The sequence below is a fragment of the Verrucomicrobiia bacterium genome (assembly GCA_026414565.1).
Taxonomy (GTDB): Bacteria; Verrucomicrobiota; Verrucomicrobiia; order Limisphaerales; family Fontisphaeraceae; genus Fontisphaera.
Genome location: JAOAIT010000044.1, coordinates 112,903 through 135,212, shown reverse-complemented (window position 1 = coordinate 135,212; position 22,310 = coordinate 112,903). Strand labels below are relative to the sequence as shown.

At 63.8% G+C, this 22,310-nt stretch carries 12 protein-coding genes (1 of these 12 running past the window's edge); 10 read left to right on the top strand and 2 right to left on the bottom strand.

Features of this window, described 5'->3' with window-relative positions:
• Positions 1-396 precede the first annotated feature (396 nt).
• The 10 genes from N3J91_10295 to N3J91_10250 are packed head-to-tail and all read left to right on the top strand — an operon-like array spanning position 397 to position 12,448.
• Positions 397-2,427, top strand: a complete 2,031-nt coding sequence (locus N3J91_10295; protein MCX8156818.1) for a molybdopterin-dependent oxidoreductase — start codon at positions 397-399, stop codon at positions 2,425-2,427.
• Between the two features lie 2 nt (positions 2,428-2,429).
• On the top strand, positions 2,430-3,521 hold the full coding sequence (locus tag N3J91_10290) for a 4Fe-4S dicluster domain-containing protein (GenBank protein MCX8156817.1): 1,092 nt from the start codon (positions 2,430-2,432) through the stop codon (positions 3,519-3,521).
• Positions 3,499-4,350 carry an FAD/NAD(P)-binding protein gene (locus tag N3J91_10285; protein MCX8156816.1) on the top strand — a complete coding sequence of 284 codons (852 nt, stop codon included), beginning with the start codon at positions 3,499-3,501 and terminating at the stop codon, positions 4,348-4,350. Before N3J91_10290 ends, N3J91_10285 begins: the two co-directional genes overlap by 23 nt.
• The gene (locus N3J91_10280; protein MCX8156815.1) at positions 4,350-4,847 is read left to right on the top strand and encodes a hydrogenase maturation protease; all 498 of its coding nucleotides are present in this window, start codon (positions 4,350-4,352) and stop codon (positions 4,845-4,847) included. The genes N3J91_10285 and N3J91_10280 overlap by 1 nt, the downstream gene beginning before the upstream one ends.
• Positions 4,848-4,851: 4 nt before the next feature.
• Complete coding sequence (locus N3J91_10275; GenBank protein MCX8156814.1) at positions 4,852-6,765, top strand: proton-conducting transporter membrane subunit; 1,914 nt, start codon at positions 4,852-4,854, stop codon at positions 6,763-6,765.
• Positions 6,765-8,690, top strand: coding sequence for a proton-conducting transporter membrane subunit (locus N3J91_10270; protein ID MCX8156813.1), 1,926 nt, complete (start codon positions 6,765-6,767; stop codon positions 8,688-8,690). Before N3J91_10275 ends, N3J91_10270 begins: the two co-directional genes overlap by 1 nt.
• A 5-nt stretch (positions 8,691-8,695) precedes the next feature.
• The gene (locus tag N3J91_10265; protein ID MCX8156812.1) at positions 8,696-10,381 is read left to right on the top strand and encodes an NADH-quinone oxidoreductase subunit C; all 1,686 of its coding nucleotides are present in this window, start codon (positions 8,696-8,698) and stop codon (positions 10,379-10,381) included.
• A 36-nt stretch (positions 10,382-10,417) separates the two neighbouring features.
• Entirely contained in the window at positions 10,418-11,347 is a 930-nt protein-coding gene (locus N3J91_10260) for an NADH-quinone oxidoreductase subunit H (protein ID MCX8156811.1), read from the top strand.
• A 12-nt stretch (positions 11,348-11,359) separates the two neighbouring features.
• Positions 11,360-11,884 (top strand): 4Fe-4S dicluster domain-containing protein, encoded by a 525-nt coding sequence (locus N3J91_10255; GenBank protein ID MCX8156810.1) that lies wholly within the window; start codon positions 11,360-11,362, stop codon positions 11,882-11,884.
• Positions 11,885-11,911: 27 nt separating this feature from the next.
• Entirely contained in the window at positions 11,912-12,448 is a 537-nt protein-coding gene (locus N3J91_10250; GenBank protein ID MCX8156809.1) for an NADH-quinone oxidoreductase subunit B family protein, read from the top strand.
• Positions 12,449-12,466: 18 nt separating this feature from the next.
• On the opposite strand, the gene N3J91_10245 is transcribed toward N3J91_10250, so the two are convergent.
• Positions 12,467-14,485 (bottom strand): Ig-like domain-containing protein, encoded by a 2,019-nt coding sequence (locus N3J91_10245; GenBank protein MCX8156808.1) that lies wholly within the window; start codon positions 14,483-14,485, stop codon positions 12,467-12,469.
• Positions 14,486-14,580: 95 nt separating this feature from the next.
• Positions 14,581-22,310, bottom strand: partial view of a putative Ig domain-containing protein gene (locus N3J91_10240; protein ID MCX8156807.1) — the end only. Its footprint extends 22,297 nt past the window's final position; the window shows 7,730 of its 30,027 coding nt (coding positions 22,298-30,027); its start codon lies beyond the right edge, outside the window; it ends in the stop codon at positions 14,581-14,583.

The following is a 22,310-nucleotide window of genomic DNA, read 5'->3' as shown; positions in this document are numbered from 1 at the left end:
AACAGCCCCACAACATCAGGGCCAACAGCCACTCTGGCCAGCTAGGGCCTGCGGCAACGTTAATGCCCCCCCGGCGGCGGGAGAGGGCTTGCGGCCTGAGATGTGGCTGCGCCAGCATCATGGATTAGCGTATCATTGGTCATGGGCCGGAGCAAGATGAGGAGGGCGCCCTCCCCCGCAATGGCCACCCCCCCTGAGTCGAGCCGACTTGGGGGAGCAGGCAGAACAAAATACAACCAAGTTTTGACAAATCACGTTTAGCCGAAGCGCCCCCGATGAATTAGTTTTTTACGCGACGACACGACTCTTGTTTTAGATTTGCTTATCGTTAAAATGACGCATAAGCAAGTTGGGGTGGGGTGTGCCCTGATGGGTAAGGGTCGGCGAGGTGGTGCCATGGCGCATACGTTGACAACGTGCACGTTCTGCGGGGTGGGCTGCGGGATTTACCTGGAGTCCCAGGGCAACCGCATCACCGGCGTGTATCCCAGCATGTCGCATCCGTCGAACCAGGGGCGCATTTGTGTGCGGGGTTGGAATGTGCATGAAGTGGCCAGCTCACCCGATCGCCTGATGCATCCCCTGCTGCGGAAAAACGGTAAGTTTGAGCCGGTTTCGTGGGAGGAGGCCTATGCCTTCATTGCCCGGCGGTTGCAGGAAATCAAAGCACGCCATGGGCCGGACGCGGTGGGCTTTTACAACAGCCCGCGCTGCTCGAATGAGGAGAGCTACCTGCTGCAAAAACTGGCCCGGGCTGTGATGGGCACCAACAACTTGGAGCATGGCACCGGGGTTTATTGCAACAACAGCGTGGACACGCTGTGTGAAATGTTGGGAGTGCCGGCGAGCACCAATCCCATCAGCGATCTCCTGGAAAGCGGGGTGATCGTGGTGGACGGCGTGGATTTGGGCATGCAACTGCCCACCATCGGAGGCTGGGTGATGCGGGCGAAGCTGCGCGGCGCCACGGTCATCGTCATTGATGCCCGCCGGCAGCGGGTGGCAGAAACGGCGGATCTCCATTTGCAGTTGCGCCCGGGTTACCGCGTGGCTCTCTATGGGGCCATGGCCAAGGTCATCGTGGATCGCGGCCTCATGAATCTGCCGTTCATCAAGGCCCACTGCGCCGATTACGAAAAATTCCTCCAGGAAATCCAGGCCTACGATTTGGTCTCCATCGCCGAAAGCTGCGGTGTGCCGGCGGCCGACATTGAACAGGCGGCCATAGCGTACGCCACGGCCCCCTCCGCCGCCATTCTCTATTCCACGGGGGTGGCCGCACGGGGCAAAGGCAGCATTCGCGCCCTGGTCAATCTGGCGTTGCTCACGGGCAACCTGGGCAGGCCGGGCGGCGGTTTATATCCCCTCAATGAACACAACAACCTGCAGGGGGTGTGTGATCTGGGCATGCTGCCGGACCGCCTGCCGGGCTATGGGCGCGTGGAGGATCCGCAAGCGCGGGAGCCGCTGGAAAAACTTTGGGGCGTACGGCTGCCCGCCCGCCCCGGCGTGGGGGCGCAGGAGGCTTTGGAAAACCACACGCAAGGATTGAAAGGCATCTGGCTGCTGCGTTATGACCCGGTGAACACGGCGGTTTTTTGTGAGGCAGGGCAGGCCCTGCGGCAAATGGAGCTGGTGGTGGTGCAACACCTGTTCATGACCTCCACCGCCGAGTATGCCCACGTGGTACTCCCCACCGTGGCGTTTGGCGAGGAGCAAGTCACCTTTACCAGCACGGACCGGCGCATTCAACTGGCGCGCCAGGTCATTCAACCTCCGGCCGGGCCGCGGCCGGCATGGCTGCAACTGACGCAGATGGCCAACGCCCTGGGCGCCGGCTGGCATTACGCCGATAGTGCGGCGGTCATGGAGGAGATTGCGCAGGCCGTGCCGTTCTACAGCGGCGCCACCCATGAAAACCTGGGGCGCGAATACGGCCGGGCCTGGCCCTGCACCAAGGACCGCCCCCTCGGCACGCCCCGACTGTTTGAAAAATTATCGCCCGAACCGCAATTCCGGTTTGCGCCCGTGCCCCGCCCGGCGGGCACCTTCGGGCCGACGGCGGAGTTTCCCATGGCGGTGATTTTTGGGAGCAGCCTCTACTACTGGCATCAAAACGTGCTGGTCAAGCACAGTGAAACGCTGAAACGGGAGCTGCGCGTGCTGCTGCTGGATTACCCAGAAGGTTTTGTCGAGGTGAACGATGAAGACGCGCGCACCCTGGGCATCCGGGATGGAGCGCCCATCCGGCTGGTGGCGGCCCACGGCACCTCCACCACCACCGCGCGCGTGACCCCCGAAGTCCGCAGCGGCACCATTTACGTGCCCTTTTTCGTGAAGGAAGTCATGCGCCAAATCACCGGGGAAGGCGCGTTTGAGGCGGTCAGCCGCACCAAGCCCCTGTTTGTGCGTTTGGAGAAAGTGTAAGTATGCGCGCCCGACTGGTTGCCCGCGAGGATGTGCTGAAAATCGTGGACGTGCTGCGGCGCGATCACGAGGTGCTGGCCCCGTTCAACGGGCGGGGCCGCGACACCTATTTTGATGTGGTCACCGAGGCCAACCGCAGTCTGATTCAACTGCACGTCCCCAATCCTTATTATCCGCCCAAACGCTACGTGCTGCCGCATATCGAGCAGTTGTTTCGCATCCGCAAGGCCGACGGGAGTTATGAGATCCAATCCACCTACGACGAAAAGAAGCGGGCCATCTTCGGCATCCGCTCGTGTGATGTGGCGGGCATCTATCATCTCGACCGTTTTTACCTGGGGCGCGAATTTCGGGACCCCTATTACGCGCGGCGGCGGGCCCATTTGTTCCTGGTGAACATGGTCTGCACGGATCCGCAGGTGGACATCAATGACGAATGTTATTGCCTGTGCACCGACACCGGGCCGGCGGCCAAAGCGCACTTCGATTTGCAGCTCATGGATTTGGGCGCGGAGGGCTTTCTGGTGGTGGCGGGCAGTCCCGCCGGCGAGGCCCTCTTTGCCGAGCCGTTTTTCCAGAAGGCCACCCCCGGGCACGTGGCGCGGCGCCGCCAGATTCTGAGCGAGGTGCGGCAGCGTTTCAAAACCACCACCGGCTGGTTCAGCGCCACCGTGCGGTATATCAGCCAGGAAAAGGTGCTCGAAAAAACGTGGGCGGAAATCGGCAGCCGCTGCCTGGAATGTGGCGGCTGCACCTACGTCTGCCCCGCCTGCACCTGCTTTACCGTGACCGACCGCCCCACCGGCCCGGATGAATTTGAGCGGGTGCGGCTCTGGGATGCCTGCGCCTTGTACGGTTTCACCCGCATGGCCGGCGGACACAACCCCCGCAAGGCCGTGCATGACCGGCGCAACCGGCGATTCTTCCGCAAACTGGCCCATTATTTCATCCAGCGCGAGCTGTCCATGGCCTGCGTAGGCTGTGGCCGCTGCGCGGCGGTGTGTCACGGCGATGTGGGAATGCCCAGCACCATCGAAATGATCCGGCGCGCCACCACGGAGTATCTGGCCCATGAATCTGCCGCCGCCCACTGATAACATTTACCTGCCCAAACTCGCCCGCCTCGAGCGCGTCGTGGACGAGATTGACGAGGTGCGCACATTCTTCTGGCGGTTTCTGGATGCGGCCGATCAGGAGGCGTTTCGCGGATTCAAGCCGGGACAGTTCGCCCAGGTTTCCGTCTTCGGCGCCGGCGAGTTTCCCGCCTCCCTCCCCCCCAGCCCCACGGAGAAGGAGGTTTTTTTCACGGTGCGCCGGGTGGGGCGCGCCACGGAGGCGCTGCACAAATTGCAACCGGGCGCCATTTTCGGCGTGCGCGGCCCGTACGGCAACGGCTTTCCGATGGAGCAGTATGCCGGGCGTAATCTGGTGTTTGTGGCGGGGGGCATTGGCCTGATTCCGCTGCGGTCATGCATTGTTTATGCGCTGGCCCATCGGGAAAAGTTCGGGCGGATTCAGATCTTCTACGGCGCCAAAACTCCCAAAGAATTGATGTACCGCCCCCTCCTGCACGAATGGGAAAAAGCAGGGGGATTTGAGTGCCATTTGACGGTGGATCGCGCGGACAATGGATGGCAGGGCCATACCGGCGTGGTGGGCAGCTTGTTTCGCAAGCCGGGGGTCAAGGTGCCCACCGAAAACACCACCGCTTTCGTCTGCGGACCGCCGGTGATGTTTCGCTTCGTGATCAAGGATTTGCTGGACATGGGCTTCAAGGATACCGACATCGTCTCCACCCTGGAGCGGTACATGAAATGCGGCGTGGGCAAGTGCGGCCATTGTTGCATCGGGGTGGCCTATGTGTGCATGGATGGGCCGGTGTTCACCTACCAGCAAATTAAGAAGCTCGGAGAAGATATTTGATGCAACCGTTGCGTTCAGCCCTGGAAGCCGTGCTCCGTGGCCACACCGCCGTGGTAGGGGTGGGCAACCCTGACCACGGCGATGACGGCGCGGGGGTGCGGCTGGCCGAGAAGCTGCTGGCGGCCGGGTGCGCCAACGTGTTTGTGGCGGGCACGACGCCGGAGCAGACGGCCCCTTCGCTGGCGCGCCTGGGGTTTGAACGGATGTTGTTTCTGGACGCCGTCGAGTTTGGCGGGGCGCCGGGCGATGTGGTGCTGCTGGGAGCGCGGGAAATCCAAAGCCGTTTCCCGCAGGTGTCCACCCACAAGCTTTCGCTGGGCATGCTGGCCCGGATGCTGGAAGTGGACCGCGGCACCCAGATCTGGCTTTTGGGCATGCAACCGGGCAGCCTCAGGGGGAATACGCTTTCGGAAGTGATGGAGGCCACCGTGGCCGCGCTGACCATCCTCCTGCAGGAAATCATGCAACCCACCCCGCGGGGGTGGGAAAAAAGATGACGGCATGGCAACCCCTGAACATGCGGTTTTGGCGGCGCTGATGGCCTGCGCCATCGGGGCGGCCCTGGCTTTGTTCACCGGCAGGCGGCCGCGCCTGGCCGGAGGCCTGGCCTTGGCCGCGGTGCTGCTGGCCGCCGCCGCCATTTTCTGGGGCGCCGTGCGGGTGCTCGATGAAGGTCCCTACCGCGTGCTCACGCTGCCGTTGTGGAAATACTTTGCGCTCCGGGTTTACGTGGATGGATTGAGCGCCGTTTTCCTGCTGCTCATCGCGGTCATCGCCGTCCCGGCGGCGCTGTTTTCGCTGCCGTACCTGAAGCACTACGCCGAGTACAGCGCCGGCCATTACTACGCCAATTTGCTCATGTTTCTGGCGGGAATGATCGGCCTGGTGACCACCACCGATGCCATGTTCTTCTTTTTCATCTTCTGGCAGGTCATGACGCTGACCAGCTACGCCCTCGTGCGTTTCGAGCATAAAAAGCCGGAGAACCGCCATGCCGCCCGGCGGTATTTGTGGATGATGCAAATCGCCTGTGGGCTGACCATGATCGGGGCCGAGCTGCTGGCCGGAGGCGCCGTGATCACCGGGGCGCATCCGCTGGACCGGTATGATTTCGAAGCGCTGCATGCGCAGTTGCCGCAATTGCTGGCCGAAAAACCGTGGATGGTCTCCACCGCGCTGGCCTTGTTTCTGGTGGGCTTCGGCATCAAGGCGGGCATGTGGCCTTTCGGGCAATTCTGGCTGCCGGACGCCCATCCGGCCGCCCCCTCCCCGGTCAGTGCCCTGCTGTCCGGCGTAATGATTAAAACCGGGGTTTATGGCCTGATGCGATATTTCTTGTGGCTATCGCCGCTGGAGGCGCGCCAACTGTTTCCCCTTGCCGGCTGGGGTCTGGCGCTGGCCTGGCTGGGCGCCATCACGCTCTTCACCGGCACGTTCCAGGCGCTCAAACAAGAGCACACCAAGCGCCTGCTGGCCTTCCACAGCATCGGCCAGGTGGGCTACATCCTGCTGGCGCTGGGAGCCTCTATGGCCTTTTTGAGCGCCAATGAGCCGGCGGCGGATGCGCTGGCGGCGGTGGCCTTTCTGGGCGCTCTCTTTCACACCATCAACCATGGTCTGTTCAAAAGTTTGCTCTTCCTCAATGCCGGTTCCCTGCTGGCCGCCACCGGCACCCAGGACCTCAACCGCCTGGGCGGGTTGATGCGCCTTATGCCGGTCACCGCGGTCACCGCTCTGGTGGCCTCGCTGAGCATCTCGGGGGTGCCGTTGTTCAACGGCTTTGCCAGCAAATGGTGCATTTACACCGCCACCCTCGAAGGCGGCGCCTACCTCAATTATCTGCCCCTGCTGGGCTTGGTGGCCCTCCTGACCAGCGCGCTGACCCTGGCCTCCTTCATCAAATTTTTCGGCAGCGCCTTTCTGGGACGGCGCAGCCAGTGGATACATGAACTGGCCGGGGATCCGGCCCAATTCCGCCATCATCCCCTGATGCGCGGGCCCATGGTGTTCCTCGCCGTCCTTTGTCTGATGGTGGGCCTGTTGCCCGCGCTGGCGGTGCAACTCTTGCAGGCCGCCCTGCTCGCCAGCGCCCAGGGCTTGGGCGACATTTTTGCGCAGGTGGTGCCGCTGCAAGCCCACACCTGGAGCGGGGTGGACATCCTGATGGGCGAGGCCCGCTTCGCTCCGCTGGCACTGTTGGTGGTGCTGGTGTTGATGGCCGGCCTCGCGTGGGGGTTGTCCCGCATGGGCCAGGCCGTCCGCCGTGCAGATGCGCCGTGGCTGTGCGGCTATGTGCGGGAGACGGAAGATGCCCGCTTTGGCGCGCACCATTATTACACGGAAGTGAAGAAACATTTGCACTGGCTGGGAGGCCATCTCCCGGCCGGACCGGATAAACCTGGAAAGAGTCATTAATGCCTACTGCTCCTCATGCGGTAATTTATGCGTTGCTGATCCTGGGCCTATGCGCCGGGGTGTGTTGGGGCCTGCGCCGCCGGCGGATGGCGGCGGGCTGGACGGCCTTTGGCGGCACAGCCGCGGCTGCGCTGCTCATGGTTTATGCGGCTCTGAAGACGCTGTGGGCGGCGGGCCCGCCCGATCATGCCGTGACCTACCTGGCCTTTCACCAGTACGGTTTTGCCCTGCGCCTCTATGTGGACGGCCTGAGCGCCATCTTCGTGCTGCTGATCGCCGTGATCGCGCCGGCCTCGGCTTTCTATTCCATTGCCTACCTGCGACACTATCCCCACCACGACGTGGGACGGTATTATCCCAACTTCCTGCTCTTTTTGGCGGGCATGACAGGGCTGGTCACCACCACCGATGCCATGTTCTTCTTCTTCATCTTCTGGCAGTTGATGACATTGACCTCCTGGGCGTTGATTCGTTTTGAGCGCGAGAACGAGGCCTGCCGGCGCGCCGCGCGCAAATATATGTGGCTGATGCAGTCCGCCTGTTTCATCACCATGCTCGGGGCGGGCTTGGTGGCGTCGGGAGGCGCCCACGTCCACGGTGAAGCCCTGGCCCGCTATGATTTCGATGCGATCAGTCATCGGCTGGAGGAAATCTTGGCGCTGCACCCGGGGCGCGTGGGCTTGGGCCTGGCTCTGTTCCTGATCGGCTTCGGCATCAAAGCCGGCATGTGGCCCTTCGGCAAGATCTGGCTGCCGGACGCCCATGCTTCGGCGCCTTCGCCGGTAAGCGCCATGTTGTCCGGCGTGATGATCAAAACCGGCGTGTACGGCCTCCTGCGGTACTTTCTCTGGCTGCTGCCGCCCGGGGTGTTGAAGGGAGCCAAGCCGTTCCCGCTGACGTCCTGGGGAGGTTTGTTGACGGTCCTGGGCACGGCCACGCTGGCCATCGGCACCGCGCAAGCCCTGCGTCAGACCCAGACCAAACGCCTGCTGGCCTACAGCAGCATTGGCCAGGTGGGATACATGTTGCTGGGACTGGGCGTGTGCCTGATGTTGCTGCCCACCCCGCTGGCCGGCGTGGCGGCGCTGGCGTTGTACGGTTGCCTGTTTCATCTCCTGAATCATGGGGTGTTCAAGAGCCTGCTGTTTCTGAACGCGGGAACTTTGTTGACGGCCACGGGCACCCAGGACTTGAACCGCCTGGGCGGTCTCTGGCGGCCCATGCCCTGGACGGCGCTCTGCGCCCTGGTGGGCGTGGTTTCGATTGTGGGCGCGCCGTTGACCAACGGCTTTGCCAGCAAGTGGGGCCTCTACAGCGCGGCCATTCAAGGAGGGGTTCAGTCGTGGTTGCTTCCGGTTTGCGCGTTGCTGGCGATTCTGACCAGCGGCCTCACCCTGGCCGTGTTTGTGCGTTTCTACGGCGCGGCCTTCCTCTCGCGGACCAGCGCTCTGGTCCGGGAAAAGCTTGCCCAGGCCACTCCCCTGGAGGGCAGCCCGCTGCAACTGGCCCCCAAGATCTGGCTGGCGGCCTGGTGTGTGGTGCTGGGTTTGATGCCTTTCCTGGGAGTGCGCGCCATTGAACTGGGGTTGCAGCAAAGCCGCCAGGGACTGGGCATTATTCTGGCCGAGGCCACCCCCCTGGGCGGCCATCTGGCGGGCGGATTGATGGCAGGCGAGGCGCAGGCGGTGTGGACTCCGCTGGCCCTGGCCGGCACGTTGGCGTTGATGCTCATGCTAGCGCGCGCCATCTCCACCCTCGGCGGCGCCGCCCGCCGCCAGGCCGCACCGTGGCTGTGTGGGTATGCCACCCAGCAGGAAGCCCACCGTTACCGGGCAGAACATTTCTTCAAACCCCTCGTGCGCTGGCTGCGCAGCCCCGCTTCCGCCCATCATCCCGACAAACCCGCAGCGCCCCAAACCGACTGACCGGCATGGCATCACGCGACATCCTCCACCAGTTGAAACAGCGCTTCGGCGCGGCCATCCCGCGGGCCAGCGTGGCGGCCGCGGATCGCTTATATGTCTTTGTCACCCCCGAGGCCCTCAAGGAGGTCTGCCACTTTGTCTTTCGCGACCTCGACGCCCGCTACATCATCAGCATCGGCGCGGATGACCGGCCCTATTCCGGCAAGTTCCTGGTGGCGCACAATTTCGCCTTCGATCAACGGCACCTGCTCTGCAGCATCATGACGGAAGTCGAGCCCAATGGCGGCCGCCCGCAGGTGCCGAGCATCAGCGACGTGGTGCCGCCGGCCAACTGGGCGGAGCGCGAATTTCGTGATTTGGTGGGGATCGAGCCGGTGGGCCATCGTTACCCCAAACGCCTGGTGCTGCCCGATGGCTGGCCGGAGGGGGTGCATCCCCTGCGCAAGGATGTGCCCCATGACTATTGCCCGCCCGATTATGACGAGGAACGGGATTTCCAGTTTGACGCGCCGCCGGAAGGCTGTGTGGTGGTGCCCTTCGGGCCGTTTCATCCCACCCTGGATGAACCCACGCACTTCCGTCTGTACGTCGAGGGGGAGACGGTGCGGGGCTGCGAATATCGCGGATTCATGGCTCACCGGGGCATTGAAAAACTGGCGGAAACCGTGCTCGGCTACAATGACATCCCCATGATGGCCGAGCGCATTTGCGGGATTTGCGGCTGCGTGCACAACGTGGCCTATGCGCAGGCCGTGGAGAATGCGGCGGCGATTGTGGTGCCGCCGCGCGCGGAGTACATCCGCACCATCATGCTGGAGCTGGAGCGCCTGCACAGCCATCTGCTCTGGGTGGGGCTGGCCTGCCACATCGTCGGTTTTGACACCTTGTTCATGCAGGCTTTTCGCATCCGCGAGCCGGTCATGTGGATGGCGGAGCAGATCAGCGGCAACCGCAAGACCTACTCCCTCTGCCTCATTGGCGGGGTGCGTTGGGAAATTACGCCCGAGCTCAAGGCGGGGCTGCGGCAGGTGCTCGACAAGCTGGAAACGGAGTGGCAGGCGGTGGTGGCGGCCGTCAGCCGCGATCGCAACCTGCAGCGGCGGACCCGCGGCGTGGGCATCACCACGCCGGCGCTGGTGAAAGATGCGGCCCTTATCGGGCCGGTGGCCCGCGCCGCAGGCGTGGCCGTGGACTGCCGCCGTGATCATCCCTACGCCGCGTATGACAAGGTGGAATTCGACGTAATCGTGGAGCAGGGCGGCGACGTCTGGGCCCGCGTGGTGGTGCGCATGAAGGAGGTCTTTGAATCCATCAAGATCATCCGCCAGTGCCTGGACAAAATGGAGCCAGGCCCGATTCAGGCGCCCATCAAGGACGAGCTGCCGGCGGGGCGCTTCGGCATGTCCTCGGTGGAGGCACCACGGGGCGAATCGCATCACTTTGTCATCACCGGCGAGCAGAACCGGCCGCGCCGGTGGCGGGTGCGGGCGCCCACGTATCAAAACCTGCAGGGCATCCCGGCCATGATCAAGGACCAACAACTGGCCGACATGACCATTTCCTTGGGCAGCATTGATCCCTGTTTCTCCTGCACCGACCGGCTGGAAATCGTGGACATTCGCAGCCACCACACACGCCTGTGGACGCAGGAGGAACTGATCCGGATGGTGCGGCAGAAAAAGTATGAATAAGACCTCCCAGGTAAACCTGATGGCGGCGGAGATTGCATGAGCACGCTGGCTTTTTTCAAAATCCTGGCGGGCGGCCTGGCCAACGTGCTGGCGGTGCTGCTGCTGGCGCCCTTGTTTGAGGGCATCCTGCGCAAGGTGACCGCCCTCATTCAATCCCGGCGCGGGCCGCCGGTGTGGCAGCCGTACTTCGATTTGCTCAAGCTCCTGGGCAAGGAAGATATCGAGTCGGGCGAATCGCCGCTGATGCAGCGGCTGGCGGCCTATTTGTCGCTGGGCGCCGTTTTGACGGTGGCCTGGCTGGTGCCGATGGGGTTTGCGCCGCCGTTGAGTCCGGCGGGAGACGCCATCCTGCTGATTTATCTGCTGGGCCTGTGCGCCATTTCGACCCTGCTGGCGGGGCTGGCGGCCGGCAGCACGTATTCCATGCTGGGCATCAGCCGGGAAATGATGACGGTGATCACCTTGGAGCCGTTGTTTGCGGTGGCGCTGGTGATTGGGGCGGTGCACACCAATAGCTTGCGCCTCGAAGCCGTGCTGTCAGGCTCGGTCTATGCGGCGGCGGGCTTCCCCTGGAGCGGCCTGATCATGCTGGTTTTGATGTTGCTGTCCTTCCAGGCATTTGTGCAACGGGTGCCTTTCGACATTTCCGAGGCCGAAACCGAGATCATGGAGGGGCCGCTGATGGAGTATTCCGGCCCCAAACTGGCGCTGTTCAAATATGCGCAGATGGCCAAAGTGGTCTTATACAGCGCCCTCTTTGTGGCGCTGTTTGTCCCGTGGGGCGCAGGCCTGCCCTGGTATTTGAGCGTGCCGGTGTTTTGGTTGAAAGTGCTGGGCATGGTGTTGCTGGTCACGCTGGTGGCTGCCACCCATGCCCGCTACCGCATTGACCAGGCTTTGCGGTATTACGTGATCCTGTTGGGGGTGGCCCTGGTGGCCCTCGTGTTGGCAGCCAATGGTTACTAAATCGCCCATGCCATGAGTGCCTTGAGCAAACTCAAAGAAGCCTATCTCTGCCTGAAGGCCGGGCGGGTCACGCTCCCCTACCCCGCCCGCCCGCAGCCGGCGCCGCCGCGCTTCCGCGGACGGCCGATCTTCGATGCCCATCGCTGCATTGGGTGCGCGGGCTGCGCCAACAACTGCCCCGCGCGCGAAATCCTGGTGTTGGATGTCTGCCAGGAAATCCGCATCTTGAAATACCTGGGACGCCGCTGCACGTACTGCGGTCGTTGCGCGGACCTCTGCCCCGAAAAGGCCATTACCATGAGCAAGGATTACGAGACCGCCACCAACCACATCGGGGATCTTCAGCAAACCCTGGAGTTGTTCATGAGCACCTGCCAGCGATGCGGCCGCTGTTTCAAGGAGCCGACGCCCTTGGAACAGCTCAAACTCAAAGGCTACCGGTTTGATGATCTGGCCCATGATCGGTGGATTTTCCGCTCCCAGGCCTACCTGGAAAAAGACCAGGTCGTAGGCGATATCGATATTGAAGTGGACTGAAGCCTGCCCCGCGGGAGTCTAAAAGCGATGCTCAAAGAATTGTGCCAGAAAATGTTCGGGCGGTCCCTGTGGGTGTACCACGCCAACAGCGGCGGCTGCAACGGCTGCGACATTGAGGTGCTCAACGCGCTGACGCCTTACTACGACGCCGAACGGTTTGGCATCAAGCTCGTCGGCTCGCCCCGCCACGCCGATGTGATGTTGTGCCAGGGGCCGGCCATGCGCAGCACCGCCCGCGCCCTCAAGCGCGCCTACGACGCCATGCCTGCTCCCAAGCTCGTCTTTGCCATCGGCTCCTGCGCCTGCGGCGGCGGCATCTGGCACGATACCTACAATGTGCTTGGCCCGGTGGAAGTCATTGTGCCGGTGAAATACTACATTCCCGGCTGCCCGCCCCGGCCGGAGGCGATTATTTTTGGCGTGGCCGTGGCTCTGGGTTTGGTGGACAAAAAGACGGCCCCGGTGAGGTTCAAGCAGGCCGAGTTTCCCATTCCCCGCTACCATCCTGAAGATTTGCGCCGCGATGGCGACATGGTGGTGTACGAAAAACTGGAGAAAGTGTGATCCATCACCGCCCGGCACTCAGGGCATGCTGATGGCAAGCCGGTAGAAACGAGTGCCGGCGGACGGAGGGGCGGGATCCGTCAGAATCAGCTCGCTGCCGTTGATTTGCACCTGCGGGTTGGCCACCGGCGTGTAGGGCCCCAACAAGCTGCTGCTGACCAGCAGGGTGTAAGTGCGGCCCTCCGCCCGCGGTGAAATGCGCAACCGCACCGTCCCGGCAGCGCGTTCCACATTGAACACCAGCCGCGAGGCCGCGTTGGTGGGCACCGTGCCCGCCACGTACTCCTGCAAGTTGCTGCGCCCGTCGCCGTCCGGATCAGCCTGGTCACCCCACACCGTGGCTTCCTTGACCGGATTGGCCAAATCGGCGGCGGAGAAGTACTGCTGCCGCCAGGTGGTGAGGCCCGCCGGCGGAGAGAGAAATACCTGCACCTGATAAAAGCGCGGGCCGGTGCCGGGTGCAGTATCCGTAATGATCAGCTCGTTGCCGCTGATTTGCGTGAGTGGGTTGGCCAGCGGCGTAAATGGCCCCAGCGGACTGCTGCTGACCAGCGCCACGTAAGTGCGGCCCTCCGCCCGCGGCGTAATGCGCAGCCGCACCACGCCCGCCCCGCGCTCAATGCTGAATTGCAGCCGGGAGGCGGCGTTGGTGGGTACCGTGCCCGCCACGTATTCCTGCAGGTTATTACGACCATCGCCATCCGGATCGGCCTGATCACCCCATACGGTGGCCTCTTTGGCGGGATTGCCCAAATCGGCAGCGGAGAAGTACTGCTGCCGCCACGCCAGCATTTCGGGCGACGGCCAGAGCATGAGCTGCAGGCGGTAAAACCGCGGGCCGGCGCCGCCGGCGCGGTCAGTGATAAGGAGTTGATTACCGTTGATTTGCACCAGGGGATTGACCAGCGGCGTATAAGGCCCCTGCGGACGGCTGCTGGCCAGCACAGTGTACATGCGCCCGTCAGCGCGGGGCGTGACCCGCAACCGCGTTCCGCCGGCCTGGCGCTCTATGATAAACTCCAGCTTTGAAGCGCCATTGGTAGGCACTGTCCCCGCCACGTATTCCTGCAAATTATTACGGCCATCGCCATCCGGATCGGCCTGGTCGCCCCACACCGTGGCCTCCTTCGCGGGATTCGCCAGGTCCGCAGGAGCGAAAAATTGTCGGCGCCATGCATCCTTCGGATCCTGGGAGATCGGCGTAATGGTGAGGGTCACCAGCACAGGGTCGGAACGGTGTCCGGCTTCATCGGCAATGGTGTAGGTGAAGCTGTCACTACCTGCATAACCGGCGGCCGGCTGATAAAGGGCCGTGCCCGTTTGCGAATTGTACTGGACAGTGCCATTCCCGGGGGGTGTCTCCAGCCGCCACGAAGCAGGCACCAGCGGCCGGCCGGTGCGGGAAATATCGTTGGTCAGCAACAGCAGCGTGGCCGCGGAATCCTGCTCCAGGGTGGCCGTGTCCGGCCCGCCCAGCGGCTCCCAGCCGATGACCCTGACCTGCCGCAATACCACCCGGCTGGCGGGGCGATCGAAGCCCACCAAATCCAGCACCAACAGGGAGGGGATGGCGGAGGTAATATTGGTCAGATTGACACTAATAGTTAGGGGGAATTGCGGCATCCACACCACCCCGCTGGTGGACGCTCCCGGCACAGTCACCCCCGGCCCAAAGAAGACCTGCCCGTTTTGCTGGTAACTGAAGAACGCCGCGGATTCCGGCTGGCCCGTCGGAGCGGCCAATGGCGTCAGGTTGGTGCGCAACAAAGATATCTGGAAAGTATCCGGGGGCTGCCCCACGGCATTGGTGGCCAGCACCCAGTTTTCAAAGGTCAGGCGAAGCTGGGTGACATTGGGAGTCAGATCAAACTGCTGCTGCAGCCGCACCGGCAGATGCACTCCATCCTCCACCAGAATGGCCCGGCCATTGGTCACGGACACACTGAAGGGGGCGCTCCACCCATAAAGCGCGCTCTGCGCATTGGTCACCGAAAACTCCGCATTCAACAGCACTCCGCCCGCGGCAGGGCCGGCCAAAAGCACCCAGCACCATGCCCATAGCACAGCCCAAGGGGCTGCCGCCCCTCGGATACGGCCCCATTTGCAAACGTGGATTTGTGTTGTGCCCACCCTCATGGATTCCCTGTGGCCGACACGCGCTCCACCGCCACACGCCCGACGTTGTCCGCCCGGCTGGTCTCCGTCAGCACCCCCACCGGGTCCAGGATAATGCCGAGGTAATACTCGCCCGGCGGCAACGCGCTTAAATCCAGCTCGCGGGTGTCCGTCGCCGCGGCGCCCGCCGCGAGGCCATCCACCGAAATCAGGCCGGTCAACGGCGTGTCGGTATTGGGATCAATCGTCGCGTCGGTGGAGGCGAAATACCGAATCTTGAATGCCCCGGCAGCGGCATTGCCAAAGTTGGCAAAGCGCGCCGTCACCGAAAGGCTGCCGCTAACGTAATAGCGGTTGGCATCCAGACTCTCCACCGCCAGGTTGGCGCCGGAAGGATTAGGGGTCTGCCATTGCACTGTGTAGGGCAGCGGCGCCGCGGCGCCATTGACCAACAGGTAATAGGCCCCTGCCGCGCGGCCTTCGAGGCTGAGCCGCAGCGTGCCGGGCGTCACTTCACTGGCCAGCGCCACAAACTGCATATTGCCGTCAAGCAACACCGCCGTCATCCCGCTGGTGGCCGCATTAAACGTCAAAGTGATGGCGTCCGCCGCGCCTCCCGTGGCCAGGAGGCGGAAGCGCATCAGATCCACATCCTGCGGGCTGTGCAGGTTGCGCCCCGTGGTGGTCTGTGCGCCGCGCATCACCCCCAAATCCAGCCAGCCCTCCACGCCGGTCTCCTGGACCTCCTGCGCGTCCTGGTTGCGGGCAACGGTGATGCTCGTGGCGCGCCTGTTGTCGCCTTCATTCAATTCGGCGACCACCGCCGCATCGTCCACCACCACCCGCAGTTGCAGGTTGCTCCCCAGGTTCCATGTGCCGTTCACCTGCAGCGGCAGGTTCAGTTCTGCCGTCTGCCCCGCCGCCAGAATGTCCACCGTCGTGCGCGCCAGTTCATATTCAGTGCCACCGTCCACCAGGATGACCGCCACGCCGAACGAGCGGGCGGGCGCTGCGCCGTAGTTGGACACCACCACCGTGGCCCGGTCAAGGCCGTTACCCGCGCGCAATTCCGCCGGCAGGGCCAGGCCCTCGATTGCCAGGTTGGACAGCGCCCGTTCGGCGCTTTCCAGTTTCAGGGTGTACGTAATGCCCGCCTCACCGGGCAATACCCGCAGATAATAATCGCCCGCCGGCAGATTTTGCAGGGACAGCGTTACCGCGCCACCTGCGGCGGCACCGGACTGGCGCAGCAGCACGCCCGCGGCGTCATACAAGGCCACGTGCAGGCGTTGCAAAGTGTCCTGCGGGGTGACGCTGACACGATCAGACGCCGTGCCGGTCTGGGCAAGCTGGAAGCGGTACCAGTCCTGATCACCCAAGTGATGCAAGGTCAACCCGCTCCATTCGCGCGAGGCCACCAACCCGCCCAGGTGTGCCGCCTGCGATGGAGACTCGTTCGCCTCGAAACGGTCTGGCGCCAGCGTGGCCTCGAAGCGGAGCACCGCCAGGTTGTCCTCGCGCACCAGTTCCGGCACCACCCCGCGCCGATCGGCGCTCAAGCCCAGGTACACCGGCCCCACCAACCGCTCTGGCAGCGTGACGGACAGCGTTTGTTCCCACGTCTGGCCGGCCGCCAGAGCGGGCACACTCCACGGTCCGGCCAGGAGGGCGTTGGCGGCATTGAACTGGGCATCGGCGCTCCATTGCAGCGCGGCCTGGCTGGCCGGGGCGGCAGATTGTCCGTAGTTGGTGATGCGCAGGGTCAGCGGGATCGCCTGGCCCGGCAAAACCAAGCCATTGTTGCTGGTGGTCAATTCCGCCACGAGAGCCGGGCCGGCAACCACCGGGGCCTGCACCCGCAGACCATAGTTCAAGCCCAGGCTCTCACCACTTTGCACGTACAACACATACAAGCCCGCCGGCAGCCCCCGCAGCGAGAGGCGGCCGGTGGTGGCATTGGTCATGGTCATCAAGGCCACCGGCGTGCCCGCGCCATCCAGCAACATGGCCCGCACATTCGGATTGCTCATCGCAAAGTTGAGGGTCACCGCGTCATCCTCGCCGCCCGCCGCCAAAGTACGGAAGCTGAAGTAGTCCGCATCCGCGGGATTGGCCAGCCGCAGAGCGCTGAGGAGCGCGTGCAGTTCGGGCCGCGATTGGGTGTCACCGTTAAGCACCCCCAGCGGGGCGGCGCGGCCAAAGGTGTCATTGCGCGCCAGGTCTTCCGCCACCAGCCCATCGGCGGGCATCCATTGGAAGCCATAGGGGAATTGCAGCAAGTCCTCCGTTTTGAGCAGGGTGCCGCTGAGCCTCTTGATGTCACCCGAAGTAATCAACACGTCATACGAGGTCGTGTACTTCAGCTCGAAGGGGAAGGTGATCTTGAACCTCGGCGTGTTGAACGGCGCATACTCCAACGACGCCTTCAGCTCCGCACTCAGGACCAGCTTGGCGCCGACGCCCAGCACCTCAGCCTTAACCCCGGCCGACACGGTGCCGGTGACCTCGGCGGTGAACTTCACCGGCGTCACGCTCAAATCGCCATTGGCCACCTTGATTTCGCCGCCCAGGCTGAAGCCCAGTTGGCCCTCGATCTCCATGACGGCGTTGATGGCCCCCACCTTGGGCAGGCCATAGAGCGGCCAGCTCATTTCCACTGACAACAACTTGAGACTCCAACTGAAGCTCACGCTCAACTCGCCCTCGGTCAGCTCCAGCCGCTCGTTGAGCTTGAACGGCTTGTGCTTGATCGTCAGCGATTTCTCCCATTGAGCCTCATCGTCCACCGGCTCCTGCCACTGGCCGAGACGCTGGCGCGCTTCCTCGGTGGAGCTGTAATCGCTGGCGCCCCGGCGGAACAAATCCCATACCCCCGTGCTCTCCGTCACACCTTCCGTTTTGGCCCCGCGCTCCAACAGGCCCGCCAGCCCGCTCAAATCGCCAAACTTCGTCTCGCTGACCTTCATCGCTGGAATCAAAGTCATGAGCCACGAAGCTATCGGGTGATTTTCCAGAGACCGGCCGGTGAAGGTGATTTCCTCAAGCCCCTCCGGCAGGAGGCTGAAGAACATGCTGCCGGGCAGGTTGGCGTCCATCACCTGGAAGTCCAAAATCGTCACATAAAGGCTCGGACCGGCGTCCTGCCATATAACTTTGCCGTCCAGGCCGATGGCCATCCACAGATGCGCCCCCAGGCCGAAGGCCATGGTGCGGTTGGCCAGGAAACTTGGCGCGTTGGGCGAAATGGTGGTGGTGTAGGAGAGCGGATAATCCGCCGCAAAGAACCAGTAGCCACCCAGGCCGCCATTGAGGGTCGCGTCCCAGGCGATGCTCCGCTGCCGCGCCGGTGTCTGCACCGGCGCCATCCATTGTGGCACGGGCAGCACCTCGATGAAGGTGGTTTCATCCACCAGCGTGCGGGCCTGGCGATCCAGCACGGTGTAGCGCAGCGGGGTCCGGCCGGCCACCAGGGTTTCCATGGCCAGCGTGAACTCATAAACGCCGTTGCCCTGCGAGACCAGCGGCACCGCCTTGCCGCCAAGGAATATGCTCACCGTACCGGCGTTGCGCGCCACCTCGGCATGCAGACTCAGGGTGAACTTGTTGTTGAAGGCCTCGCCCTGGATGTACGTGCCGAACACAGCGAGATCCGGATTGCCGTCATACGCCGCCACCAAGGCGCCGCTGCGCACCTGCACCGCCACATCGTTGTTGTTCTCGTCCAGCTCGGCCACCACGTTGCCGGAGTCCAGCCGGGCGACATACCAGACGTTGTTGGCAACCGGCAGCTCGGCCGGCAGTTGCAGCACATAGCTATGGCGGCCCGGTTGATAATACACGTCATTGGTCAGCAGCGCGCTATAGGTGGAGCTGTCCGGGATGAACGTGCCATCCTCGTACTGGGCGGTGCGCATGGAGTACACCGTGAGGCGCAACGGTGTCTGGCGCGGATCGAGCGGTTTGCCGTACAACAGATATTCGATCACCAACGCCGGCCGGCCGCCGCTCGCCTCGTACCGGGGATAATAAGCCATGTTCAGCGCCAGCAGCTCCGTGGCCGTGGCGGGACTGGAGGCGATGCCCGTGGGCTTGCCCAGCCAGGCATTGCGGACGACGCCCCGGGTCAGGCGCAAGCCCTTCTGGTCCGCATAAACGTCCACCGACGTGCGGATGTTGTCCCCCACGTCGGCTGCCATGGCCTCCGCCGCCGCAATCAGCTCGTTCACCGCGTAATAGTGCACCTCGTTGACACCTTTGAAGGTGGCCATGACATACAACCCGTACGGATCAAGGGTCAGTTGATCCGCCCAGGCCCGCGGCACCTCGCGCGTGGCGGCAATCAGCTTCGCCTGCGCGGTGAACGGATCGCGCACAATGCCGATGTTGGAGCCGTGGCCCAGGAATGGATCCCGCGTGAAATCATCCGTTCCGTTGAAAGTGCAGTTGCCCAGCACCAGCGCATAATCGCGGCCACCCACGCGGACGAAGATCACGTCCTCGATATTGTTGATGTCAAAGTATTTGCTCGCATCCCACTGCCGGCCGAGCGCCAGCACCAATTGATTTTGGAACCCGGGATCCAGGAACGCCGAATACACGCCCAGATAAACGTTGTTCACCGTGGCGTCCACACTGCGGTCATACTGCCGCCGGATTTGCCACGCCGGGGAAAAGTCCATGCCCACGGTGCGGGTGATGCTCATGGTCTCCAAGTTCACCATCGTCAGCCCCACCGGATCGCGGGCGCGAATCGCCACGCCCACCTCGGTGGGCGTGCGGCCCGGTTCCACGCCAAACGGTTTGGCGCCCAGCATCAAGGATTGGAATTTCAGCGCCTGTTGCGAATACAACGGCAGCCGCGCGGCAAAAAGGTAACCCGGCTCCACAACAAGGTCTCCGCCATAATACGGCGCGCGGCCCGGTGAGGTGACGACGAGGTAATGCGTCGCACTCTGGGCCGTGCCGGTCACCGTGATGCCCGTCAGGCCGCTGAGAGGCACCGGCGCCTCGATGCGATGGACGGTGTACGCATGGTACAGACCGCTGCTGCCCGGCAGCCGTGTCGAGATTTCATAGACATACGGCCCCGCCCGGTCCGCTATGAAAGCCCGCTGCTCCGTCTGCCCCGGATGGATCGCAATGTCCCACGGCAGGCCGCCCCGCGGCAGCTTCAGGCGGGTCAACGGCTCCGAGTCATTGGGATCGAGGTCAATCTCGCGCAGCGTGATGGTGTCAATGAAGGAGACCGTGGCGTCCGTGGTGTTCACCACCAGTGCCAGCAGGCCGTCATTTGTCACCGCCACGCCAGTCGGGCCGCGTCCCACCGGGATGTTGAGCACCACCGCCGGGCCGTTGGCGGCCAGCGGATTGATCACCGTAACGGTGTTCGTTGAGTTATTGGCCACCCAGACGTAACTGGGCGGGGCCACGGTGGGCTTCTGATCAAACGGCGAGCGTTTGGTCACATACGCCCGTTGCGGATCGCGGCCGCCCTGCCACTGCCACACTTCAAACTTGCGCTCCACCAGGATGGAGTACCGTGCCAGCCCCGGAATGTTGGGCAGGGCCAGGGTGATCGTATTGTCGGTAACCGCCGTCAACTGGCTGCCGTCCACGCGATAGAAGTCACCGGGCAGGTAGCCGCCTGCATCGAAGTTGGCCAGCCGGAAAAGCGAGTCGCGGATGAAGATGATCGTCAGATCATTCTTATTGGTGCCGAAGTTCTGACCCTGGATGGTCACCGTGCCCGTGACCACCCCGCCAGCGTTGGGCACCCACGCAATTTGCGCGCCGTTGATATATGGGATCTGCTCGGTGAAATTCGGATCGGGCACGGCCACGTGCGTTACAAACACACCGCCCACCGGAGGCAGCTCGACCACCGCCGTGCCCACCGTCGCGTTGCCCTGGGCGTCGCGCGCCGAGCCGTCGGCGGCAAACCGCCACACCCGGATGGCCACGGCATTGGCCGGCAGCGGATACAACCCGCCATAGAAGGCATTGGGCCGCACAAAATAAGCCCGCTGCCCCTCGGCGCCGCTGGTGATGACTTCAATGTTGGAGTTGTCGTAGTACTCCGTCAGCCGGAACCAGCGAACCTGGTCGTTTCGCGCAAACAAGAACTGGCTGGAGGCCTGCACGCCCGCATACGGCGGCGAGGTGGTTTGGGCACGGCCATCGGCGCCCACGACTGCCGTATCCACCAATTCCCACGCCGTTTGCGTGGTGCCGTCCGCCATCAACATCGTCCCCAGCCGGAAAACGTACAGGCTCTCGCCCGCTGCCAGGCCGGTGGGCACGCTCAGGCCCAGCGCCTGGCCGGGTGCGCCGGTGGGTAGCCCTAAATTCAGGGCCCGGATGAAATTAAACCCGGCCGGCAGGCCCAACCCCAACTGGCTCTGGTTCAAGGTGGTGACCGAGATGGCACCCGCCACATAAGCCCCCGGCGGCACGGCAACGCTGATTTGATCCGCATTCTGGACTATGCCGCCCGCCGAACCCACCACCGAGCCGCTGGGCACCGTGGTGGCCACAGTGAACGCCAGCTCGCGACGCACGCCCTCATGAATCACCGTGACCGTCGTCGTGCCCAAACCGACAGCGGTCACCAGGCCGTCCGCGCTGACGGTCACCACCGCAGTGTTGCCGCTGGTGTAGGTGGTGCCGGTGGATGCCGGCGACCAATCCACCAGGCTGCCGGACGCAGTTCTGGCATTCACCAGGATGGCACGGGTGCCCCCGGCTGGCAGCACATACGCCCCGGGGTAGATCTCCACCTGGGCCGGCATCTCCACCGCCCCCACCATCACCGCCGCAGCGGCGGCGAGCGTGGTTCCGGCCCGGGTGGCGCGAATAGTCGCGGCGCCCTCCGCGCGGCCCCACACCGCGCCGGTTTGATCCACCATGGCCACCGCCGGATTCAAGGATTCCCACTGCACAAAGCCGGGCGGCGCGGACACCACGTTGCCATCCGAGAAACGGGCATACACCGCCAGCCGCCCCGCGCCGTTGCGGGGCAGGTTGAGCACCCCGTCAACGGCGCGGATCACCAGCGCCTCGAGCGTGGCATTTGATAATTGAATGCTAACCCGGCCCGCCGCCGACCGCGCGGCGCCATCGTCCGCCACAAAGTCAAAGCCCGCCCCCGTGCCGGTATAACCGGCGGCGGGAATGAAATAGACCGTTTGCCCGTCGCCCCCCAGGACGGCCGTGCCATGGGTCACATTGGTCAGGCGGTAATACAACCGGTTGCCATCGGCATCGCTAGAGTAACGGCCCAGGTTCACGCTCACCCCAATGCCGGCGTAGGTGGTGGCCGTTGCTGCCTGGGCGGTGGGTGGACGATTGGCGGCAAAGCCAAAGTTGCGCTCCAAATAATAACGGTCCCAGGCGTCCACCCGTCCATCGCGGTCGGCATCCGCCGCCAGGGTGTAATTGGGCTGTCCGCTCTGCGTTCCAAACGCAGCAGCCAACAACACGCTGTCCGCGCCGTTGACCAATCCGTCAGCATTCAGATCGCCCGGCAGGGTGAAGCCCAGCGTATAAGAACCCGCCGCGCCATTGGCGGCACTGATGGCCACAACGACCGGCCCGGGCTGGCGCACGGTGTACAAGGCACGCGCCAGGCTGGACGTCACCTGTGCCGCCTCCGGCAGACCGGCCGCCACCTGCGGCAGGGCCGGAGCCAGCGGGCCTGCGCCCGCCAGGCTGGCACCCAGCAACAAGGTGCCAGTGGCGGAGGAAGCCA

What these genes read in the sequence shown, in the direction of transcription:
- N3J91_10270 (MCX8156813.1), top strand. Translation starts at nt 6,765, where the DNA reads ATGCCTACTGCTCCTCATGCGGTAATTTATGCGTTGCTGATCCTGGGC.
- N3J91_10250 (MCX8156809.1), top strand. Translation starts at nt 11,912, where the DNA reads ATGCTCAAAGAATTGTGCCAGAAAATGTTCGGGCGGTCCCTGTGGGTG.
- N3J91_10295 (MCX8156818.1), top strand. Translation starts at nt 397, where the DNA reads ATGGCGCATACGTTGACAACGTGCACGTTCTGCGGGGTGGGCTGCGGG.
- N3J91_10290 (MCX8156817.1), top strand. Translation starts at nt 2,430, where the DNA reads ATGCGCGCCCGACTGGTTGCCCGCGAGGATGTGCTGAAAATCGTGGAC.
- N3J91_10280 (MCX8156815.1), top strand. Translation starts at nt 4,350, where the DNA reads ATGCAACCGTTGCGTTCAGCCCTGGAAGCCGTGCTCCGTGGCCACACC.
- N3J91_10285 (MCX8156816.1), top strand. Translation starts at nt 3,499, where the DNA reads ATGAATCTGCCGCCGCCCACTGATAACATTTACCTGCCCAAACTCGCC.
- N3J91_10255 (MCX8156810.1), top strand. Translation starts at nt 11,360, where the DNA reads ATGAGTGCCTTGAGCAAACTCAAAGAAGCCTATCTCTGCCTGAAGGCC.
- N3J91_10275 (MCX8156814.1), top strand. Translation starts at nt 4,852, where the DNA reads ATGGCAACCCCTGAACATGCGGTTTTGGCGGCGCTGATGGCCTGCGCC.
- N3J91_10265 (MCX8156812.1), top strand. Translation starts at nt 8,696, where the DNA reads ATGGCATCACGCGACATCCTCCACCAGTTGAAACAGCGCTTCGGCGCG.
- N3J91_10260 (MCX8156811.1), top strand. Translation starts at nt 10,418, where the DNA reads ATGAGCACGCTGGCTTTTTTCAAAATCCTGGCGGGCGGCCTGGCCAAC.